Consider the following 20,872-nt stretch of genomic DNA (forward strand, 5'->3'; position numbering starts at 1 on the left):
GGGGCAACCACAGCGGGTTGACCCGACGAGCTGAGACCTCATCGCCAGCGCCTGGGTTGACGCACAAAAAAAACAGCCCTCGACGACCATTAGTCGCTGAGGGCTGTTTTCACGTCCCGCATCCTACCACCCAAAGCGCTCTTCGCGCCACGGGTCGCCTTCCATGTGATAGCCGTTCTGCTCCCAGAAGCCTGGCCGGTCGCCGGCCATGAACTCGAGGCCGCGCAGCCACTTGGCGCTCTTCCAAAAGTATTTGGTGGGCACCAACATGCGCAGCGGGTAGCCGTGCTCCGGCGTCAGCGGTTTGCCATCGTACTCGAAGGCCAGCATGGCGTCGGGGTCCTCGGCCAGAATCTCCAGGCTGATGTTGGTCGTAAAACCATTCTCGCCGTGCTCCATGAGATGCGTCGCCTCAGGCTTGACCTGCACCAGCTTCAACACCTCACGCCAGGGTACGCCCGTCCAGGTGGTGTCGAGCTTGCTCCAGCGCGTGACGCAGTGAATATCGGCCGTGATTGTTTTGCGCGGTAAGGCCATCAGCTGCTCCCAGGTCAGGCGCACCGGTTCGGCAACCAGGCCAAAGATGCGAAAATCCCATTTGGACAAGTCCTTGTACAGCGGCACGTTGCCGTAGTGCAGCACCGGGAAGCGCTCGGACAGCACCTGCCCCGGCGGCACGCGCTCGTTCGGCGACCGCGCCGGCACATTGGCTTTCTTCAGGCGTTCCACTTTTCTCAACGGATTATCAAACCACATAAACTGTCTCCCATCCATGATCCAAGGCGACCGGATCGCCCATCAGAAGGCATCCGTCGGCATAGTCCAGGTTCAAACGCGTTCGTTACATTGTGCAAATACTTTGACTAAGCGCCGGCACGGCCGGTCACAGGCCCTGAGACTACAGGGGCGAAGAATCGGAGCCATCGCACAAGTGCATCCGCTGCCGGCGCCCCGTTGCGCTTAGGGCGTCGTCACGATCTTTCCTTTTTTGAGCCAACCGATTATAATACTTGCAACCACACGTCAGTCGCCGCACCCCTTCCAACGCCGGCTCCTTGGTTTCCCGGATCATAGGGCGTCGGCAACTGCATGACTTTCCATTTTTCGCACAGCACAATTGATGTCATGAAGGAGGAAACGATGCGACGTCATCTGATGGTAGTTGTGTTCTTGATGATCAGCTTGGTCGCGCCCATGGGGCCGACCAAAGCGCAAGAAGATGCGCCAGCGTCTACTGCTCCAGCGCCCGCCCTCGCGCCCGGAGATGATGCTGGCTATCATTGGGTTGCCACGTGGGGTGATGCAGCGCCCGTCGGCGTATTTTATCGCCCAGAGGCCATCGCCGCCGACGCGGACGGAAACATTTACGTGGCCGATACAGGTAGTCATCGCATTCAGGTGTTCAGGGTTGACGGCACTTTTGTACGCGCGTTTGGCCGTCTGGGCAACGGAAATGGCGAATTCTATCTCCCACTGGGGATTGCCGTCGGCGGAGACCGCGTCTACGTGGCGGATTATCATAACAGTCGCGGTCAAGTATTTACCCGATCGGGCGCCTTTGTGCGTAGTGTGGGACGCCCAGGTGGGTTCGACGATGACTCTCTTTTTGAGCCAGCAGCCATTGGAGTCTCGCCTACCGGGCGGACTTACCTTTTCGATCTGCGACGCGGCCGCGTGACGCGCTTCAGCGCGACTGGCGCCTTCGAAGCGTACCATCAACTCGATTACCCAGGAGGCCTGACGCTTGCTGTCGGGGCGGCTGGTGAGTTCTACTACCCATCTCAATTTGGTGGAGTGAATCGAGTTAGCCTGGATGGCGCCCTGATTAGAATCGGTGGTGAAACGGGACAGCCAGGTTACATCGAGAAACCAGGAGACCTGGCCTGCGCGCCGGACGGCAGCCTCTGGGTGCATGACGTGAAAACGGAGCGCGTCTTTCATTACAGCACGACGGGCGTCTTCCTGGATAGTTTTCCTGTGACAGGCTGGATGCTCGGCTTAGCGGTTACGGCAAATCGTGTGGTTATTCTGACATCGGCTCCACAAGTGGTGGTTTACAACTGGGCGGGCCAGCAGTTGGATGCTTGGGGGAGGGGAACTTCCTTGATGTTCGATCGCCCCGATCGGCTGGCGGCCGCGCCTGATGGAACCTTCTACGTGTTGGAGAGCTTTGTGCGACGTATCCGCCATCTGGATAGCGCCGGCAATATCCTGGGAACTCTCACGCCCGTGGGAGGTCAGGGGAACCTGGTTTTCCCTAAGGACATTGCCATAGATGGATGGGGGCGACTTTATGTGTTGGACAGCGCATACCGTGACCGCATTGTCCGCTTTGTAGATGGTCGCTTCGATGCAACCTTCAATGCATCTTTCTTCCACAGCTTCACAACAGCCAGTCCATTTGCCATCACGATTACTGGCGATTTCCTGTTCAATATGCTTAGCAATGGCATCACGATCCAGAGCAGCCTGGACGGTGTCTACCTCAATGAGTGGATGAACGAGGCTTCACAGTCAGGGTTTGTAGACATTGATCCGACATCCACGGGCCAATTGTATCGCCTGCAACGATATTACGCACCTTTCGTACGCGGCACAACTTTTCGGGGCATCGTGACCGCGTCATGGGGTAGTGAGGCAGAAACAGCACCCGAACCGGGCAAGTTTGCCTATCCGGCGGCCCTGGCAGCCGACCAACGGGGGCGCATTTTTGTGCTGGACACCGACAACCGTGACCAGGCGCCCCATCACGATCCCGTCTACAGCAGCCGGGTGCAAATTTTCAACGAGAGCGGTCAGTATTTGTCCGCCTTTGGTAGTTTCGGCAGCGGCCAGGGCCAGTTGGCCGCTGCTCAGGCGCTGATTGCGCTGCGCGATGGCCGGATTGTGGTCGCCGATACTCAAAATAACCGGCTGCAGGTTTTTGCACCCGATGGCCCGTTGCCGCCGGGCGCGCCGTTGCCTTCACCAACAACCTGGTCAACGCCGTTGCCGCCGGCGCCAGTCGCCTGGCAAGATCAAGGCCCGGTGGGAAGCAGTGCACCGCTCGAATTGACGCTTCCGCCCACCATTGGCTCGCCGAGTCCCATCCTTGTCAGGTATGGTCGCCAGCAGTTCGCCCGTTCCCTGGATGGCATCCATTGGAGCCGTCAAACATTCAACTTGCCGCTCGAGTATTATCAAGGGCTCCTATACGCAGGCGCTGCGACGCTCGTAACTGGTGGCACTTGGACCGATACGGCCTATCGCAGCACCGACATGGGACAAACCTGGACGCGCCTCGGTGACGCCATTGCCTTTGGCCCCAAGATCATCGCCGCTTCACCGACGTTTGACGATGACGGCATCCTGTTCGCGGCAGCCTATGGCTCGGGATTCTGGCGATCCACCGATCGTGGCGACTCCTGGGAACTACGCAGCCTGGCCGGTCGGCACATTGATAGGCTCAAGGTTGCAGTAAACGCCCAGGGCGCACGCATATTACTGATCGTAGATTATGAAAATCAGATCCTGCGCTCAACGGACGACGGGCTTTCGTGGCAACCAACAGGCACGCGCGGGTCATGGCCCACGTTCTCACCAACCTTCGCCCAGGATCAGACCGCCTTCGCATTGTCCTACCTCCCTGAACTCAGCCGCAGTACCGATGGCGGTATCGCCTGGCACCCAGTGGCAGCTCATGGTCTTCCTAATGACAATGACTCGTGGCGCGGACTTGTCTTGTCGCCTTCCTACGCGACCGATCATACGCTGGCCATCTGGACATCGAAACAAGGCTACATGTCAACTGACGGAGGAGAAAACTGGATGCTGCTCGGCGCGCCATCGAATGACCGTTCGCTGGCGTTCATCGCCTTTGCGCCAGACTACGCAACGAGCCGGCGCATCTGGCACAGCCGAGAGGGGCGAGGAGATGGTTTCACAATGACCACGGACGGCGGTGCGACCTGGCAGCCCGTCATCGAGGGGATGCCCGGCGCCGCCGTGACGAGGTTGCTCGGAGAGGCAGCCAGTCCCTGGGCCGCCACGGCGAACGGCATTTTGTTTGAGAACCGCAATGGGAATACCTGGGACTGGCTGCCTGGAAATGAGATGGAAATGCCAACCCATTCAGCATTCGCGCAATCTCCCAACTTCGAACTGGACGGTACAGCGATTGCGTACCAATCCACAACGACCGACGGCGGGCGAACCTGGCGGCAGATTGGTGATTGGCTAAGTCTAGATTATGGTGATACCTCAGCGGCTGCCTTTGCGCCTGATTTCGTCTACAGCCGTGTTGCTCTCTTTGCGTGGAGGGCCACTGACAGCTCGCGTGGTGACGCAAGAGTGGCCGTTTCTATGGATGGGCTTGCCACCTGGCAGGTTAGGGATCTACCTGTGCTGCCGCCGTACCCCAAGGTCGCCTTGATCGTGAATCGGGGCGCACAAGCGCACCGCTTCTTCGTTGGCGGCGACGGCGGGCTGATCTTTTCGGATGACCATGGGCAAAACTGGACTCTGACTGGTGCGCCGGTGAGAATACAGAGTGTGGTTGGCCTGGTTACCATGAATGAGGGGGGTGGAACCATACTCTACGCGGCCACCAAACCACGCGGCGTCTGGCGTAGCACTGACTTGGGCGTTACCTGGACTGAGTTCAACCGGCGCCTGCCGAACGGACACGCGTGTGCCCTGGACGCAGATCGGGATTTGTTGGTTGTAGGTCTGTGTAATGGTGGTGTATATATCTGGCGCGCAAGCCCGCCCGGATGGGAACCCCTGGGCGCTCCCCTGCCCGGCGGCGTCACGTCACTGTTGGTGCGACGCGGCCTGACCAGCGGCGCCTTGTGGGTTGCAACAGATGGCGGCATCTACAAGACCAACCTGTTCGGACTGCCATCATTTGAAGCGCGCTGGTTCCCATTGGTTCCCTAAGCACTTGCGTTTCGAGTTCACGAACCAAAACGAAACCAGCGTTTCGCAGTGGAACGCACCTTCACAAGCTATTCAGTTATAGGACTTACGCACCCAAGCTCTCAGGGGGTCTGCGACCCCCGTCTGACCACTCGAAACGACGCATTTGAGCCTATGACGCCGGTCGCAGACCGGCTAGGAGCCACTATTGCGTAAGTCCTAAGTTAGTCCAGCATCTGCTCAGGGGCTTGAGGAAGCGGTTACTCAAGCCTTTTGGGGTTGTTTGGCCCTTGCGAACCACTTTATGGCCTTTTCTGTTGAACAGGCGCCTGACCGGTTTGACCCTTCTGGCTGTTCGCCGTACAATGCAGGCGCCCCGACACCCGCATTGGCAGGAATGACCGATGCTCGCTGATTCAGCAGCAACTAACCTGAGCGCCGTCCTGACGGCCACGGCGGCCCGTTGGCCTGACCAGGAGGCCATCGTGTTTGAGGGCACGCGGCTCACCTGGCGCGCGCTCGCGCAGCAGGTGGACAACCTGGCCGCGGCGTTCATCGCCCTGGGCATCGAACGCGGCGATTGCATCGGCATTCAATGCACCACGCGGCCAGAATATATCATCACTTACCTGGCCGCCATGCGCTGCGGCGCAATCCTGGCCGGCTTCAACAGCCAGTACACGCCGCTGGAGGTCAGCCGCCTGGCCGTCCTGGCGCGACCGGCCGTCCTGGTGCTGCAAGCAGACGCCGCGGCCCGCCTGCAGCCTTTCATGCCCAGCCTGACCAGCGTGCGCCACACCGTGATCATCGGCGCGGGCGCGGCCGACGCCGCCGGCTGTTTTGCTGACCTCATCGCCCAGCCCCATCCCGCGCAGGTCGCGACCCTGGCCGCACGTCAGGCGCAGGTGCAGCCAGACGACGGCGCGCTGATGGTCTTCACCGGCGGCGTCACGGGCATGCCCAAAGGCGCGCGGCTCAGCCATGCCAATATCATCAGCAACATCGCCGCGCAGGTGCGCCATCTCGGGTTCTGCAGCAGCGACCGCCTCATGCTGCACTTGCCCATGAATCACGTCAGCGGCGCGGCGCTCATCGCCGTGGGCGCGCTGCTGACCGGCGCCACCCTGGTGATGTTGGAGCGTTTTCACCCGGCCGACACGCTGGCCCTGGCGGCGCAGGAGCGAGTGACGATTCTGGGCCAGGTCCCTACGATGTGGATTTTGGAGTTTTTGCTGCCCAACCTGGGCGAGTTTGACCTGTCATCGCTGCGCATGACGATTGTGGCCGGCGCGCCCACGCCGCCGGCGATCATGCGCCGCCTCGCCACCCTGGCGCCTGTCACCGTCCACGGCTACGGCCTGACCGAGTCCGCGGGCATGGTGACTTACACCCGGCCGACGGACGACGTGGATACGCTGATTCGCTCGGCCGGCTGCGCCGCGCCTGAGTTTGAGGTGCGCATCGTGGACGCCGCGCGCCAACCGCTGCCGCCAGGCCTGGACGGCGAGATCGCCGTGGCCGGGCCTTGTGTGATGACAGGGTACGTGCAGAACCCCGCGGACAACGACACTGCGCTGAGCGCCGACGGCTGGCTCTACACCGGCGACATTGGCCGCCTGGATGAGCACGGCTATCTGACGGTGGTGGGCCGGCGCAAAGAGATGTTCATCACCGGCGGCTTCAACGTCTATCCGGCGGAGATCGAAGCCTACCTGGCGGAGCACCCCAAGGTCGCCTTCTGCGCGTGCCTGGGCAAGCCAGATCCGGTCATGGGCGAGGTGGGCGTCGCTTTTGTCGCGCCGCGCCCCGGCGCCACGTTGACCGTGCAGGAGATGCGCGTGCACTGCCGCCATGGCCTGGCGCGCTACAAGACCCCGGCTGAGTTCCGTATCGTTGACAGCCTGCCGCTGACGATCGCGGGCAAGGTGGACAAGGCGACCCTGGCGCAGCGGGTGTAAGCCTCCGGCCCCGATTGGGCGCCGGTTTGGATGGTGTGGAATCAATGCTTATCCTACATGGATCCTGGTTGGCCGCAGAGAGGGTGGAGACATTTTTCCTCTGGGGTGAGATCGCGGCCGACGCGGACGGTCGCAAAGGGCGCCGTCGCGCGGCCCCGCGCACGCCAGAGGGGCATCCGACCCAGGCGCCTGCGGCGCAGCTGCTGCGCGCCGCGCGCCTCAGCACGGGCAGCGGCGTAAGCAAAGGCAGCGCCCTGGCGCGCCTGCCCACGCTCAACGGACAGCCGTTGCCGTCTCGCGCATCGAGCGTGGAAAGCGATGCGCAACCAACCCTGACGGATTGGGTGATTGACGGCCTGGCGCTCAACGCGCCGGCTGCCCTGAGCGCCCTGGTGACATGGCCGGCCGCGGCCGCGCCTGGCATCACCCTGGGCGCAGACCTGCGCTTCTGGATTGCCGCGGCGCGTTTTGCCCTGGAACTGCTGGCCCGCCAGCGCTATGTTCCCACCCTGGAGGAGGCGGGCAATACCGTGGCCGCGCGCTGGCAAGCCGCCTGGGTGGACGCCGACGAACAGGCGCGTTTCCAATGGCTGGTGAACGCCATGCCGCCGGCCTGTCGCAGCCTGCGCGCACCGAACGCCGCCTGGCAGCCGCCTGGCCCGTTGAGCCTGCTCACCGCGGCGCTGACTACCTGGGTGGATCAACAGGTGCGGGCCTGGGCTGGCCCCATGCAGCGCGCGCTGCCCCGACGCCCGGCATCAGGCCCGGTGCGGGCGTGGATTGACGCTTTGTTCAGCCCCCAGGCGCTGGTGAGCGGCGCGAACTTCCAAATCAGCGGCCTGGTGGGGCAGGTCAAACGCTGGCTGGAAGATTTGCAGCAAGCGACCACGGCCGGCTTCCGCGTGTCGTTCCAGCTCCAAACACCCGCAGTCGTCACCGCGCCCGGCGAACGCAGTTGGACCGTGCATTACCTGCTGCAGGCCACGGATGACCCCAGCCTGCAAGTGCCGGCTGAGCAGGTCTGGCAGGAGGCCGGCAGCACGCTGACCCTGCTCAATCGCCGCCTGGTGCAGCCGCAGGAGCGACTGCTCACCGGATTGGCCAAGGCCGCGCGGCTCTTTCCGCCTCTCGAACCGACCCTGCGGGATGCCCGCCCGAGCAGTGCGGCGCTGACCACGCCCGAAGCCTACACTTTCTTGCGCGAGGCGGCCCCGCTGCTCGAACAGAGCGGGTTCGGCATTTTGACTCCGCCCTGGTGGCAGAAGCGCTCGGCCGCGCTGGGTGTGCGCCTGAAGCTCAAGCAAAAACAGACGGCCAGCGAGGCCAGCGGATTGCTTTCGTTTGATAAGGTGGTTCAGTACGACTGGCAGTTGGCCCTGGGCGAGGAGCCACTGACGGAAGAGGAGTTTGCGCGCCTGGCCGCGCTCAAAAGCCCGCTGGTGCAGATTCGCGGACAATGGGTTGAATTTCGGCCTGAGCAGGTGGAAGCTGCGATCCGTTTCTGGGAAAAGCGCCGCGCGCAGGGGGAGTTGAGCCTCCTGGAGGCCATGCGTCTGACGCTGGGCGACGGCACCCAGAGTGCGGTGGATGGCTTGCCCATCACGGATGTGGCCCTGGATGGCTGGCTAAAGGACTTGTTCCAGGGTCTCAAGCGCCACGATCAACTGGAGCCGCTGCCGGCGCCGGCTGGCTTCGTCGGCGCATTGCGCCCGTACCAGGCGCGCGGGCTGGCCTGGCTGGTTTTCCTGCGCCGCGTCGGCCTCAGCGGCTGCCTGGCTGATGACATGGGGCTGGGCAAGTGCCTGAGCGCCGATACGCTCATCACGGTCAACGGCGCAGGGCTGGCGGCCGAGGCGCTGTGGGAGACCTACGCGGGTGAGCCGTCCTTCGACGGTGAAGGCTTTTGGGCGCAGCCGCGCGCGCCGCTTCTCGTCCAGGCCCGGCAAGAGACCGATGGCCGCCTGGCGGCCGCACCGGTGCAGCGTCTCTATCGCCAGCTCGTGGATGAGCCGCTGCGCCGCGTGACCCTGGCCAACGGCTGCCATGTGACCATCACCCGCCGCCATCGTCTGTTGACGCGCCAGGGCTGGACCAACGATCTGCACACCGGCGATGCCATCCGGTGCGTCTCCTGGGCCGGAGCCGCACCGGATGGCGTTGCGCCGACCGCCGCGGACGGGTTTGATGAGCCTACGACCTTCAGCCCGATCACCGCCATCGAAACGGCGCCGTATGCCGGTTGGGTCTACGATCTGGAGATCTCCGGGCATCACAATTTTGTCGCCAATGGCATCCTGTGCCACAACACGATTCAGACAATCGGCATGGTCTTGCACGGCCGTGAGCAAAATCCGCAGCCTGACCCGGTGCTGCTGATCTGCCCGACCTCGGTGGTTGGCAACTGGGAGCGCGAAATTGGGCGTTTTGCCCCTTCGCTGCGCGTCTTGGTGCACCAAGGCGCCAACCGCTTGAGCGGCGAGGACTTCGTGACCGCCAGCCAACAGGCCGATATCGTCGTGAGCAGCTTCAGCCTGCTCGCGCGCGACCGTGAACTGCTTGGGAAAGTCCGATGGGGCGATGTCATCCTGGACGAGGCGCAAAACATCAAGAACCCGGCCACCAAGCAGGCGCAGGCCGCGCGCAGCCTGGCCGCGCGGCACCGGCTGGCGCTGACCGGGACGCCGGTCGAAAACCGCTTGACCGATCTGTGGTCCATCATGGAGTTTCTCAATCCCGGCTACTTGGGATCGCAGCAAGCGTTCCGCAGCAAGTTTACGCTGCCGATCGAGCGTTACCATCAGCCCGAACCGGCCGCGCAGTTGAAGGCCCTGGTGCAGCCGCTGCTGCTGCGCCGGGTGAAGACAGACCCCACCATCATTCAGGACTTGCCAGAGAAGAACGAGATGAAGGTCTTCTGCAACCTGACCGCGGAGCAGGCGACGTTGTACGAAGCGGTGGTGCAAGATTCGCTGCGGCAGATTGAGGAAGCGGACGGCATGCAGCGCCGCGGCCTGGTCTTGTCCACGCTCATGAAGCTCAAGCAGGTGTGCAATCACCCCGCGCAGTTCCTGGGCGACCGCACGACGAGTGAGCTGGCCGGCCGCTCCGGCAAGCTCAACCGTCTGTCTGAGATGCTGGAAGAGGTGCTGTCGGTGAATGACAGCGCGCTGATCTTCAGCCAGTTCTACGAGATGGGCGAGATGCTGGTGCAGCACCTGGCGTCGTCCTTTGGCGAAGAACCGCTCTTTCTGCACGGCGGCGTGCCGGCGCGTCACCGCGACGAGATGGTGCGGCTGTTTCAGAGCGGCGACGGCCCGCGGCTGTTCGTGCTTTCGATCAAGGCGGGCGGTGTGGGCCTGAACCTGACGCAGGCCAACCATGTGTTTCACTTCGACCGCTGGTGGAATCCGGCCGTCGAAAACCAGGCCACCGACCGCGCCTTCCGCATCGGGCAGCAGCGCAACGTGCAGGTGCATAAGTTCGTCTGTGCGGGCACCCTGGAAGAGAAAATTGATCTGCTGATCGAGAGCAAGAAAGACCTGGCCAACAGCATCGTCGGCGCGGGCGAGTCGTGGTTGACCGAGCTTTCCACCGCGCAACTGCGTGATCTGCTGGTGCTGCGGCAGGATGCCGTCTCGGTTGAGGAGGGAGCATGAGTCCACGCCGCGCGTCGTCACGCTTCGACGATGATGATCGCTACTTCGCGCCATCGAAGCCATTGCGGGCTGACGGCATCCGCGCGGAGCATCAAACGGGCGCGTTTGCCAAGAGTTGGTGGGCCGATCGCTGGATTGCGGCCTTGGAGCGCCTGGTGGACAGCGGCCGCCTGGCGCGCGGTCGCAGCTATGCGCGCAAAGGGCAGGTGCTGGAGATCAACATCGAGCCGGGCAAAGTCAGCGCCCGCGTGCAAGGCTCCCGACCTGCCCCCTACAAGATTGCCATCAGCGTGGGGCAGCTGACGAACCAGGAATGGGAGCGCGTGCTGACAGCGTTGGCCGGCCAGGCCATCTTTGCCGCCAGTCTGCTGAACGGCGAAATGCCGCGCGATGTCGAGACGGCCTTCAAAGCCGCCAAAGTCTCGCTCTTTCCTGAGACCCGCCACGATCTGACGACCACGTGCTCCTGCCCGGATGCGGCCAACCCGTGCAAACACCTGGCCGCGGTCTTCTACCTGCTCGGTGAGCGCTTCGACCAGGATCCGTTCCTGATTTTTCGCCTGCGCGGACGCACGCGCGAAGAAGTCTTGAGCGCGCTGCGCACCCGTCGCGCGGGAGAGGCTGCGGCCAGCGCTGCGACCGCGGCCGATAAACCGGCCGATGGCCGGCCGCTGGATGAGCTTATCGCATCATTCTGGCAGGAAGGCGCGGCCTTAGACCATTTCACCGTCAGCATTGTCGCGCCAGAAGTAGGCGCGCTGCTGCTCAAGCGCCTGGGCGCGCCGCCGCTGGGCCAGGAAGCCAACGAAATGAACATCGCTTTGACGCGCACCTACGCCGCGGTGACGAGCCAGGCCCTCGATCTGGCCTTTGGGGAAGAAGAGGAGCCGCCGACGTCCTAGTTATTCATGTCGGGGGCATAAGCGTGGATGAAAACAGGCAATCCGCGGCCTATTGGTTGGACGCGCGGCAAATGGTTCCAGATGCTTTGGCAGCCGCCAACATGCTGCGCTGGCCCTCGTCGCGTCTTTGATTTGCAGGCGCCTGGCTTGCAGGGAAACATCATGCCTGAACTACCGGAAGTAGAAACGATTGTACGTGAACTGCGCCATGACCTGGTGGGGCGGCGCATCGTGGATGTGGAGGCGCGGTGGGAGCGCACGGTGGCGACGCCCCGGGCCGCCGAGCTCAAGGCAGCCCTGGCGGGCCGTCAGATCATGGGCGCTGACCGGCGCGGCAAGTATTTGCTCTTTGCACTTTCTGACGGCCAGACGCTGATCATTCACCTGCGCATGACGGGCCAATTACATGTGGTTGGCCCAGAGGCCGCGCCTGATCAGCACACCCACCTGGTGTTGACGCTCGATTCAGGGCAGCGTCTCTTCTTTCGCGATCAACGCAAGTTCGGCCGGGTTTACGCGGTGGCCGATGCCGCGACGGTTTTGCGCCCATTGGGGCCGGAGCCGCTCGATCCTGACTTCACCCCACAACACCTGGCTGCGCGCCTGGTCGGACGCAAAGCGCCGATCAAAAGCTTGCTGCTCGATCAGCGCCTGATTGCCGGCATTGGCAACATCTACGCCGATGAAATTTTGTTTGCCGCGGGCATTGATCCCCGGCGACCGGGCCGCGATCTGCAGATGAATGACGTGGCGCGCATCCACAGCGTGGCGCGCCAGGTGTTGGCGCAGGCCATCTTCGACCGCGGCAGCAGTCTGCAAAATTACCAGCGCCCGGGCGGCGGCAAAGGGGAAAACCAGGAACGCCACCAGGTTTTTCGGCGCACCGGCAAACCCTGTCTGCGCTGCGGCGCCGCCATCGTGCGCATTGTCATCGGCCAGCGCGCCACCCATTTCTGCCCGCAGTGCCAGCGTTGATTCTTAAGCCAATGGCGTGCGCTTGGCGGCGCTGAACTGCGCCTGCAATTCTGATTCGCGCGCGCTGGCGGCTTTCTTGCCTTCTTCCAGCGCCAGGTTGATGCGATTCCGCACCTGCGTCTGCAAGTCTTCGCCAGACGCGGGCGTGAGCAGTAAGCCGGCCACGTAGCCGCTTGCCATGCCCAAGCCAATGCCCACCAAAAATCCAAATAGCTTCTTCATGTGGTTTTGCTCTTTTCTCCTACACGTCGCGCCTGCATCCATGCTTCCGTTCAGGCTCGGACCTCGTACGGATGGATTATACACCGGACTCTCAAAGACAATCAAACAGGCCGCGGCGTGTGATGCAGCGGCCTGTTTGGACATCGAATGAGAAGCGCAATCAGCGGTCGTTGTTGCGGCTGATTAATCCCTGGAGGAGAAAGCCCAAGCCGGCGAGAATGATGAAGACGGGCCATAAACGCGCGAGTTGTGCGGCGATGTCGCCGGTGATTCTGCCGGTGGTGTAGGCAAAACCGACAGCAGCCACTGCCAGGCCAACGAACGCCCACAACAGGTGGCCCCAGCGTCGCCAATGCAGGAGCCAATTGATCCCACTGCTGACGCCGACCAGGAAAGGAAAAATCGGCCAAGCGACGGTCCAATCCTGCCCAAACCAACCAAAATTGTACCAGCCGAGGAAGAAGACGCCGAGCAATGTCATAAAAATAGCGCCGCCCAGGTCATCGGGATTGGCGGCCTGGTTGGTAAAGTAGCGGACAATGAGCGCCAGTCCGCCGATAATTAAGAAAACCGGCCAGAAGGCTTCCAGTCGCACGCCAGGGACCTTGAGATTTTGCAGCAAGAACCAAACGCCAACCAGGATCAGGATGATGGCTGGTATGATTGGCCGTGAACGTTGTGATTCCATGGTTTTCCCCCCTCTGTTGCGAAAGAATTGACTTGAGAATGCGCCGAACCAGTTCGGTAGTCCAAGGCGCCGGGAGTTGAGGACGTTTAAGGTAATGCGCCAGGGCAACGGTGATCACTCTTTGCCCTGGCGCACGAAGTTCAGATGCTGGTTCCAGGCGTGGTCTGCACAGGCGGGGCGCTTGCTTCCACTTCGGGCGCTTCGGGCATGACAATCAACGCCAGAATATAGAGCATGACGCCCAGGCCCACGGTGGACAGCGATGCGATCACCCAGACGATGCGCACCAGGCTGGCATCAAGTCCCAGGTAGTCGGCCAGGCCGGCGCAAACGCCGCCGATCATGCGATTGCGGCGGCTGCGCGCCAGCGAACGATCCCCACGAATGACGCCCTTCCAGTCAACACCGCGGCCAGAGATGCCGAGGAGCAGGATAATCCCCATGCCGATGAGCACGGCCGGCCAGAACAACTGCCAGAAGGTGCGCCACACCGCGCGCAGGGGGATCACGTCAAAATTGCTCAGCAGGAACAGGATGCCCGCAGCGATCAGGATGCCGCCCCAGAGCAGGCCGCGGTTGCCTTCACGACCGGCCCATGCGCGCAGCGCCGCGCCGCGCTGTGCGGCGACCGGCTTGTTTGCCGCATGCTCGGCTGTTTCTTCAGGCAGCACCATCGCCATCACCAGGTAAGCCAGGGCGCCAGCTCCGCCAAAAAGAATCGAAACCAGCCACACAATGCGGATGATGGTTGGATCAATTCCCAGGTACTCGGCCAGGCCGCCGGCCACGCCAGCCACCTGGCGTTCCGTTCGTGAGCGATAGAGACGCCGCGATTCATGATTGGGTGTCGCGTCAATAATAAGCGGTTGCTGATTCATCGTCATACTCCTTGCACATCTATTGGATAGTCATTAGCGCCGGCTGTGTCAACTCGGCGCAGAATGTGTCTTGATGCACTCAGAGTCCAATACGCACAACCGCCAAACAAAGTTGCGTCGCGCGAAATCAAAAGCCCTCGCTGATTGATGTTCAGCAAGGGCTTTCAGGCGGCGGTAATGAACTGATTCAGGCCGGCAAAGGCGCCGGGGCGCTTGGCAGCGACCCGCGGGGGTCGCGCCGGTCATCGGCCGGCCGCGGGGTTGAGGATGCCCCAGCGCTGCTTGGCGATGCGCCGCGCGGCGCCTGCGGAAGCGGCGCAGGCAAGTCAGCCAGCAGGGCCAAGAACTCATCGTGCGACAGGGTTTCCTTCTGGATCAAGGTCTTGGCGAGTAAGTCTAGTTTGTCGCGATAGTTTGCCAGGATCGCCTTGGCTCTGAGATAGGCGTCATCCACGATACGGCGCACCTCGCGGTCAATATCCTCAGCTACGTCCTCGCTGTAGTTGCGCTGTTCGCTGATTTCACGCCCCATGAAGACCAGGTCGTCCTTGCGACCGAAAACCATCGGGCCGAGTTTGGGACTCATACCGTACTGGGTCACCATCGAACGCGCCATCTTCGTCACGCGGTCCAGATCGCCCGCGGCGCCGTTGGTGATGTCCGTGAAGACCAGGGCCTCGGCCGCACGGCCGCCCAGCGCCATGGCCAATTCATCTTCGAACTTGGTCTTACTCTTCAGCACAGTGTCGTTCTCAGGCACCGACATCGTGTAGCCGAGCGCCATGCCGCGTGAAATGATGCTGATTTTGTGAATCGGATCGCAGTTGGGCAGCATATGCCCGACCAACGCATGGCCGGCCTCGTGATAGGCGATAATCTCTTTCTCACGGTCCGAGATGATGCGACTGCGACGCTCTGGCCCAGCCATCACCCGCTCCACGGCTTCCTGCAGTTCAGGCATGCCGATCTTGCGCTTGTTGCGTCGCGCCGTCAAGATGGCGGCCTCGTTGAGCAGGTTCTCCAAGTCAGCGCCCACAAAACCAGGCGTTTGGCGCGCCAGCGACTCCAGGTCAACGTCGGCGCCTAACGGCTTGCCCTTGGCGTGCACTTCCAGGATGGCCTTGCGCCCCTTCATGTCAGGGCGATCCATGACCACCTGGCGATCGAAACGACCGGGGCGCAGCAGCGCGGGGTCAAGAATGTCAGGCCGGTTGGTGGCGGCCACGACGATGATATTGGTGTCCGTGTCAAAGCCATCCATCTCAACCAGGATCTGATTGAGCGTTTGCTCGCGCTCGTCATGACTGCCGCCCAGGCCTGCGCCGCGATGGCGGCCCACGGCGTCAATCTCGTCAATGAAGATGATGCAAGGGCTGTTGCGCTTGGCCTGCTCGAAGAGATCGCGCACGCGGCTGGCGCCAACGCCCACGAACATCTCGACAAATTCCGAACCGGAAATCGAGAAGAAGGGCACGCCCGCTTCACCCGCCACGGCCTTGGCCATCAACGTCTTGCCCGTGCCAGGCGCGCCCACCATCAGCACGCCCTTGGGGATACGCGCGCCCAGTGCGGCAAACTTCTGCGGTTCCTTGAGGAACTCAACCACTTCTTGCAGCTCTTGTTTGGCTTCATCGGCGCCGGCCACATCCGCAAACGTCACGGTGGGTTTGTCGCCGGTGAACATGCGCGCGCGGCTCTTGCCAAAAGCCATGGCCTGATTGTTGCCGCCCTGCGCCTGGCGCAGCAAGAAAAAGAAGAGCGCGCCAATGAAGACCAGCGGCAACAGGCTGCCCAGGAAGGTGAGCCAATTCCCCACATCGCTTGGCGGCTCCACGCGCAGATCAATCAGGTTGAGCTGCGCAGTCGTCACGCCGAGGCTGATCAATTGTTCTGTGAGACCAGGCGTCGGCTCCTTGCGCGAAATGACCACCTGATCACTCGCCTTGCAGGCCTTTTCGACTGCATTTTGACCCTCTACGCACGGGCGCACGCGCACCTCGTCGCCGACAATGGACACGGATGCTACTTTACCCTGTTTGATCCATTCGGCAATCGTAGAAATTTCCTGCGTTTCAACCTGGCTGGTTTGTGGAAACAAGCTGAAAAAAAGCGCAACCACAGCCACCAAGATGAGTAAGTATACGAAACCGTTCTTCGTCCAATTCGCGTTCACGAAGTCCTCCCCGCCAGGCCAAAGTGAGTTGACATGCCTGACGGCGGTCGTCTAAAACCGTGGGGGCATTATACCAGAGACCCACTAAATGCGCTAGCTGTTTAGATTACAATCACTCGCCTGGCCTCGCGCCTCGCTGCAAGGTCAGCGCAGCCGCTCACCAGAAGTTACCCTCGACAGACCTTTGACAACATACCCACCCCATGCTATACTGACTTCACTCAACAACCTAGCAGGGTCATACAAGCGCCGGCAGGAACTTCTGTCGTGCGCCATGTGGGGGAAACCGGTGTGAAGCCGGTGCTGTGCCGCAACTGTAACCATGAAACAATGATTGAATCATGGAAGCCAGAATACCCGCTTGATGACCGCTCTGGAACCTTCGAGCGAAAGGGGCGGGGCATGAAGAATCTTCATGATCTGTCACCCTTGTCATGCGACAAGGGTGTTTTATTTGCTTGCCTGTTAGACCGTGGTTCACAGGCAAACGTCACACCGCGGCGCCGCACGCGCCATCTGGTTCGCGCCGTCTTCTCCTGTCTCGTTTTGGCGATCTTGACCGTGACAGTCGCGCTGACGCCCGCCGTGGCCGCACAAAGTCCCGCGCCCGCTCTCAGCAGCGAATGTCACGTCCATGGCGCTGAACCATTCGAACGCTGCGCTGCGCTCACAAGCAACACATGGCCCGCACGGATGGCAGCCGCGGCGCGCGCACTCAACTGGCTGCACACCCAGCAGCAGCCCGATGGCAGTTTTGGCGCGCGCACGGCCGACGCTGTCTACATCATTGGTCGCGCAGGCGAAAACCCGGATGGGCCAGCCTGGCAGCCGGGCAGCGCCAGCGCGCTGGACGCGCTGCAAAGTCAGGTTCCCGCCTATTTGACAGACGCTGGCCGCACGGCCAAGTTCCTGCGCGCCGTTGCCGCAACCGGCCAGGATGTTCATCACGTCAACGGCGTTGACCTGGTGGCGCGTGTGTCCAACTACTACAACCCATCAACCGGCCTGTACCATCCCGGCCACCTCTACTACCACACGCTGGCCGTGCAATCCCTACGCCTGGCGGGGCAACCTGTACCGGCGCCGGCCGTGTCCGCCATCCTCAACCTCCAACATCCCACAGGCGGCTGGGAGTGGCGCATCGGCGGCCCCCTGGATGAGGTGGACACCACCGGTCTCATTCTGGAGACGCTGCCCCTCGCCGCAGTTCCGATCACGAGCACAACCGTCATGTCGGCTGTCAATTTCCTGGCCACCACACAGCACGCGGATGGCGGCTGGAGTCTCAACGCGACCGGCGCCACCAACAGCAATTCAACCGCGCTGGCCCTGGCTGGTCTGCTCACCGCAGGCCGCAACCCTCTGGCGGCCCCGTTTGTGCGCGGCCAAGAAACACCATTGTCAGCCCTGCTGGCGCTGCAAGCGGCTGACGGCGGCTTCAATTTCATGGCGACGGCCGCCGGTGAACGACTGATGGCAACTCTGGATGCGTTGGATGCCTTGCTGCGCCCGTATCCTGGCGATGTGCTGCCGCCCGCGCGCGTCTTTTTGCCCCTCGTCGCTCGATACTAACATTTCCGGAGTCTGCGAGACGTCGGGAGTCTAAGAAGCCTGAGGAAGGATTATGTTTTCAAGACGCAGTTTATCATTTGTTCTCATCGCCTGCGCCCTCTTCGCAGCCGCCATCCCCACGAACGCAGCGCCGGTCACTCCCAACACCGTCGGCGTTGTCGTTCAATACCCAGACGGCCGCGTTGAAACGCGCACGGTGACATTTTCTGAGCCAACCATCACGGGGCTGCAGGCCCTGCAACGCGCTGGCCTTTCATTGGAACTGAGCGGCGCCCTGGTGTGCAGCATTGCCGGCAGCGGCTGCCCCAGCGCGGACTGTTTTTGCGGCTGCCCTGCGCCCTTCGACCCCTGTTACTACTGGTCCTATTTCCATTGGAACGGCCGCGCCTGGCAGTTCGCCGCCGTGGGCGCGGCTGAGCATCAGCTTCACGATGGCGATGTAGACGGGTGGCGCTGGAGTCAGGGAGAGCCGCCCGATGCAGCCGCCTACACGCAGTTCGCGGTGCAGCGCGCGCTCGGCTGGCTGCACACACAGCAGCAGGCCGACGGCAGTTTCCACGGTTTCGGCGTGGGCGCCACGGCCGACGGTGTACTGGCCCTGGCCGCGGTCAACGAAAACGCGACCGACTGGCGCGTAGGCAGCGGGCCTAGCGCGCTCGATTACCTGGCCGCCCAGGCCGCCGCATTTGCCAGCAACGCCGCCGCCACGGGCAAATTGATCCTGGCCGTCAGCGCGGCCGATGCCAACCCCACCAGTTTTGGCGGCCTCAACCTGTTAACCCGGCTGGCGACGTTCGCAGGCGCTGGCGGCCGCTTCGGCGCCAGCAACTGGGACCAGGCGTATGCCATGCTTGCCCTGCACGCCAGCCAGGCGCCGCTTCCGGCCGGCGCGGCCGGCCACCTGCTGGCCGTACAAACGACCGCGGGCGGCTGGGGCTTCCTGCCGGGCGACGCGGCCGATGTGGACAGCACCGGCCTGGTGATGCAGGCGCTCGTCGCGGCCGGCGAACCACTCAATAGCCCGGCCCTGACCCAAGCGCGTGCGTTTCTACACACGCAGCAGAACGCGGATGGCGGCTTCTCGTACCAGGCGCCTTATCCAACCAGCGTCAGCTCGACGGCCCTGGCGATGCAAGGATTGATTGCCGCAGCCGACAATCCGCTGGCCGCGGGCTGGACTATCAGCAGCACAACGCCTTTGCAGGCCTTGTTGGTGCAGCAGAGCATGGACGGCGGTTTTGCGGGCTCTAGCGGCGCCAATGATCTCTTTTCAACGGTGTCTGCCTTACCGGCGTTGGTGGGTAAACCGCTGCCGCTGCGCGGCCGCCAGGTCGCGCTCGACCACGCGCTGACCTGGCTGCGCGCCCAGCAGCAAACAGACGGCAGCTTTGGCGGCCCCGGTCAAAGCACCGATGCCGTCTTTGCCGCGGTCAGCGGCGGGCAAGATCCCGCCGCCTGGACGCACGGCGGCCCCAGCCTGCTCGATTACCTGGCGACCCAGGCCATGACTTACACCCTTTCCTCGACGGCCGCCGCGGGCAAGCTGACGCTGGCGCTGCTGGCGGCGCAGCCCGACCGGCCGCCGAATCGTTTTGGCGGCGTCAACGTGGGCGGCCGCGTGCTCGACGCCTTCGATCATCACAGCGGCCAAATCGGGAGCAGCCTGTATGACCACGGCTTTGGCCTGTTGGCGCTGTCCGCGCAGTATGCCCCGGGCCGTTGGTTGGCCCGCACATGGCTGCGCCAACGTCAACTGACCAACGGTGGATGGGAGTTCGGCGGCGGATGGGGCGCCGACACGAACACGACGGCCGTGGCGCTGCAAGCCCTGCTGGCGGCCGGCGAGCCAGCCGAGGCGCCCTCCGTGCGGCGCGGCCTGGCTTTTCTGCGCCAGCAGCAGAATCCAGACGGCGGCTTTCCCTATCAAAAACCCTGCGGCTATGCCGGCTGTGAAGCCACCGATGTGAATTCGACCGCCTACGTAGTGCAGGCGCTGCGCGCAGCGGGGGACAACCCCGACGGATGGGCCTGGAGTCGGCACATGACGGCGACCAATCAGATCACATTGACTCTATACACGCCGCTTGATGCGCTGCTGGCTTTGCAGAGCCAGGACGGCGGCTTTGTCGGATTTAGCGGCGCCAATGATCTGTACGCGACGCTGCAAGCGGCGCCTGCGGCGGCATTGCGCGCGCAACCACTGGCCCGCCGCGCCACGTGGTATTACCCGGGCATCCGGCGGTAGTTGCAGGATAGACTTCGGAAGTCTCGCAGACTTCCGAAGTCTGAGAATGAACCATGACCAAGCTGCATCATCTCCCCCAGCACCTGTTTAGCTGCATGCGCCCTGCCGTCGTACGCGGACTGCTCTTTGGGCTGCTCCTGGCCTTGGCGTGCGGACTGGGCGTCAACCAGACGGCCGCGCGGCCGCTGAGCCATCAGGCCGGCCTGGTCGTGCAGTTTGGCGCCAACCAGGTGCAGACGTACTGCGTCAACTTCGACACAGACACCATCAGCGGGCTGCAGCTGCTGCAGAACGTCCCCAGTCTGCAGGTCATTTACGATGCAACCAGCACGGGGATGGGCGCGGGCGTGTGCAAAATCAACAATGACGGCTGCAGCTTCCCCATCGAAGACTGCTTTTGCCAGTGCCAGGGGCTGGCGTGCGTCTACTGGTCCTACTGGCATCTCCAACCCAACAACACCTGGGATTACTCGTCGTTGGGCGCCAGCAGTTTTGTGCTGACCAATGGTCAGGTGGATGGTTGGCGCTGGGGCGCGGGCACGACCAACAGCGCGCAGCCTCCGCCGGTCATTACCCTGGCTGAAATCTGCCAGCCCGCGCCAACGGCTACTCCTACGCTTACCCCAACGCCTCTGCCAACCGCCACGCCGACGCCTGCGCCAACCGCTACGTCCACGCCCAGCGCCACCCCCACGCTAACGCCTGTC

13 protein-coding genes and 1 riboswitch are annotated in these 20,872 nt (G+C 62.7%); of the genes, 8 read left to right on the top strand and 5 right to left on the bottom strand.

What is annotated here, in order from left to right:
- Positions 1 to 123: 123 nt before the first annotated feature.
- Complete coding sequence (locus ACPQ6D_RS20150; RefSeq protein WP_423226151.1) at positions 124 to 756, bottom strand: sulfite oxidase-like oxidoreductase; 633 nt, start codon at positions 754 to 756, stop codon at positions 124 to 126.
- Positions 757 to 1,140: 384 nt separating this feature from the next.
- Here ACPQ6D_RS20150 and ACPQ6D_RS20155 point away from each other — a divergent pair, with 384 nt between their 5' ends.
- The 5 genes from ACPQ6D_RS20155 (at position 1,141) to mutM (ending at position 12,387) form a co-directional block, all read left to right on the top strand.
- Positions 1,141 to 4,917, top strand: a complete 3,777-nt coding sequence (locus tag ACPQ6D_RS20155) for a hypothetical protein (protein WP_423226152.1) — start codon at positions 1,141 to 1,143, stop codon at positions 4,915 to 4,917.
- A gap of 383 nt (positions 4,918 to 5,300) precedes the next feature.
- Complete coding sequence (locus tag ACPQ6D_RS20160) at positions 5,301 to 6,854, top strand: class I adenylate-forming enzyme family protein (protein ID WP_423226153.1); 1,554 nt, start codon at positions 5,301 to 5,303, stop codon at positions 6,852 to 6,854.
- 44 nt (positions 6,855 to 6,898) lie between these two features.
- Positions 6,899 to 10,510, top strand: coding sequence for an SNF2-related protein (locus ACPQ6D_RS20165; RefSeq protein WP_423226154.1), 3,612 nt, complete (start codon positions 6,899 to 6,901; stop codon positions 10,508 to 10,510).
- Positions 10,507 to 11,412, top strand: coding sequence for an SWIM zinc finger family protein (locus ACPQ6D_RS20170; protein WP_423226155.1), 906 nt, complete (start codon positions 10,507 to 10,509; stop codon positions 11,410 to 11,412). Before ACPQ6D_RS20165 ends, ACPQ6D_RS20170 begins: the two co-directional genes overlap by 4 nt.
- A gap of 162 nt (positions 11,413 to 11,574) precedes the next feature.
- Entirely contained in the window at positions 11,575 to 12,387 is an 813-nt protein-coding gene (gene mutM / locus ACPQ6D_RS20175) for a bifunctional DNA-formamidopyrimidine glycosylase/DNA-(apurinic or apyrimidinic site) lyase (RefSeq protein ID WP_423226156.1), read from the top strand.
- A gap of 3 nt (positions 12,388 to 12,390) precedes the next feature.
- Here mutM and ACPQ6D_RS20180 read toward each other — a convergent pair whose 3' ends face one another.
- From ACPQ6D_RS20180 to ftsH, 4 genes are all read right to left on the bottom strand, one after another.
- Complete coding sequence (locus ACPQ6D_RS20180; protein WP_423226157.1) at positions 12,391 to 12,609, bottom strand: hypothetical protein; 219 nt, start codon at positions 12,607 to 12,609, stop codon at positions 12,391 to 12,393.
- A gap of 160 nt (positions 12,610 to 12,769) precedes the next feature.
- Positions 12,770 to 13,297, bottom strand: a complete 528-nt coding sequence (locus ACPQ6D_RS20185; RefSeq protein ID WP_423226158.1) for a LiaI-LiaF-like domain-containing protein — start codon at positions 13,295 to 13,297, stop codon at positions 12,770 to 12,772.
- A 140-nt stretch (positions 13,298 to 13,437) separates the two neighbouring features.
- The gene (locus ACPQ6D_RS20190; RefSeq protein ID WP_423226159.1) at positions 13,438 to 14,175 is read right to left on the bottom strand and encodes a PspC domain-containing protein; all 738 of its coding nucleotides are present in this window, start codon (positions 14,173 to 14,175) and stop codon (positions 13,438 to 13,440) included.
- A 187-nt stretch (positions 14,176 to 14,362) separates the two neighbouring features.
- On the bottom strand, positions 14,363 to 16,348 hold the full coding sequence (ftsH, locus tag ACPQ6D_RS20195) for an ATP-dependent zinc metalloprotease FtsH (RefSeq protein WP_423226160.1): 1,986 nt from the start codon (positions 16,346 to 16,348) through the stop codon (positions 14,363 to 14,365).
- Positions 16,349 to 16,605: 257 nt separating this feature from the next.
- Positions 16,606 to 16,727: riboswitch (cobalamin riboswitch) on the top strand.
- A gap of 176 nt (positions 16,728 to 16,903) precedes the next feature.
- Here ftsH and ACPQ6D_RS20200 point away from each other — a divergent pair.
- From ACPQ6D_RS20200 to ACPQ6D_RS20210, 3 genes are all read left to right on the top strand, one after another.
- The gene (locus ACPQ6D_RS20200; protein WP_423226161.1) at positions 16,904 to 17,920 is read left to right on the top strand and encodes a prenyltransferase/squalene oxidase repeat-containing protein; all 1,017 of its coding nucleotides are present in this window, start codon (positions 16,904 to 16,906) and stop codon (positions 17,918 to 17,920) included.
- Between the two features lie 52 nt (positions 17,921 to 17,972).
- The gene (locus tag ACPQ6D_RS20205) at positions 17,973 to 20,165 is read left to right on the top strand and encodes a prenyltransferase/squalene oxidase repeat-containing protein (protein WP_423226162.1); all 2,193 of its coding nucleotides are present in this window, start codon (positions 17,973 to 17,975) and stop codon (positions 20,163 to 20,165) included.
- A 53-nt stretch (positions 20,166 to 20,218) separates the two neighbouring features.
- Positions 20,219 to 20,872: hypothetical protein (locus tag ACPQ6D_RS20210; protein ID WP_423226163.1), on the top strand; the 654-nt coding region annotated here is incomplete at its 3' end.

The organism is Candidatus Amarolinea aalborgensis (genome assembly GCF_900491745.1).
GTDB lineage: Bacteria > Chloroflexota > Anaerolineae > SSC4 > Amarolineaceae > Amarolinea > Amarolinea aalborgensis.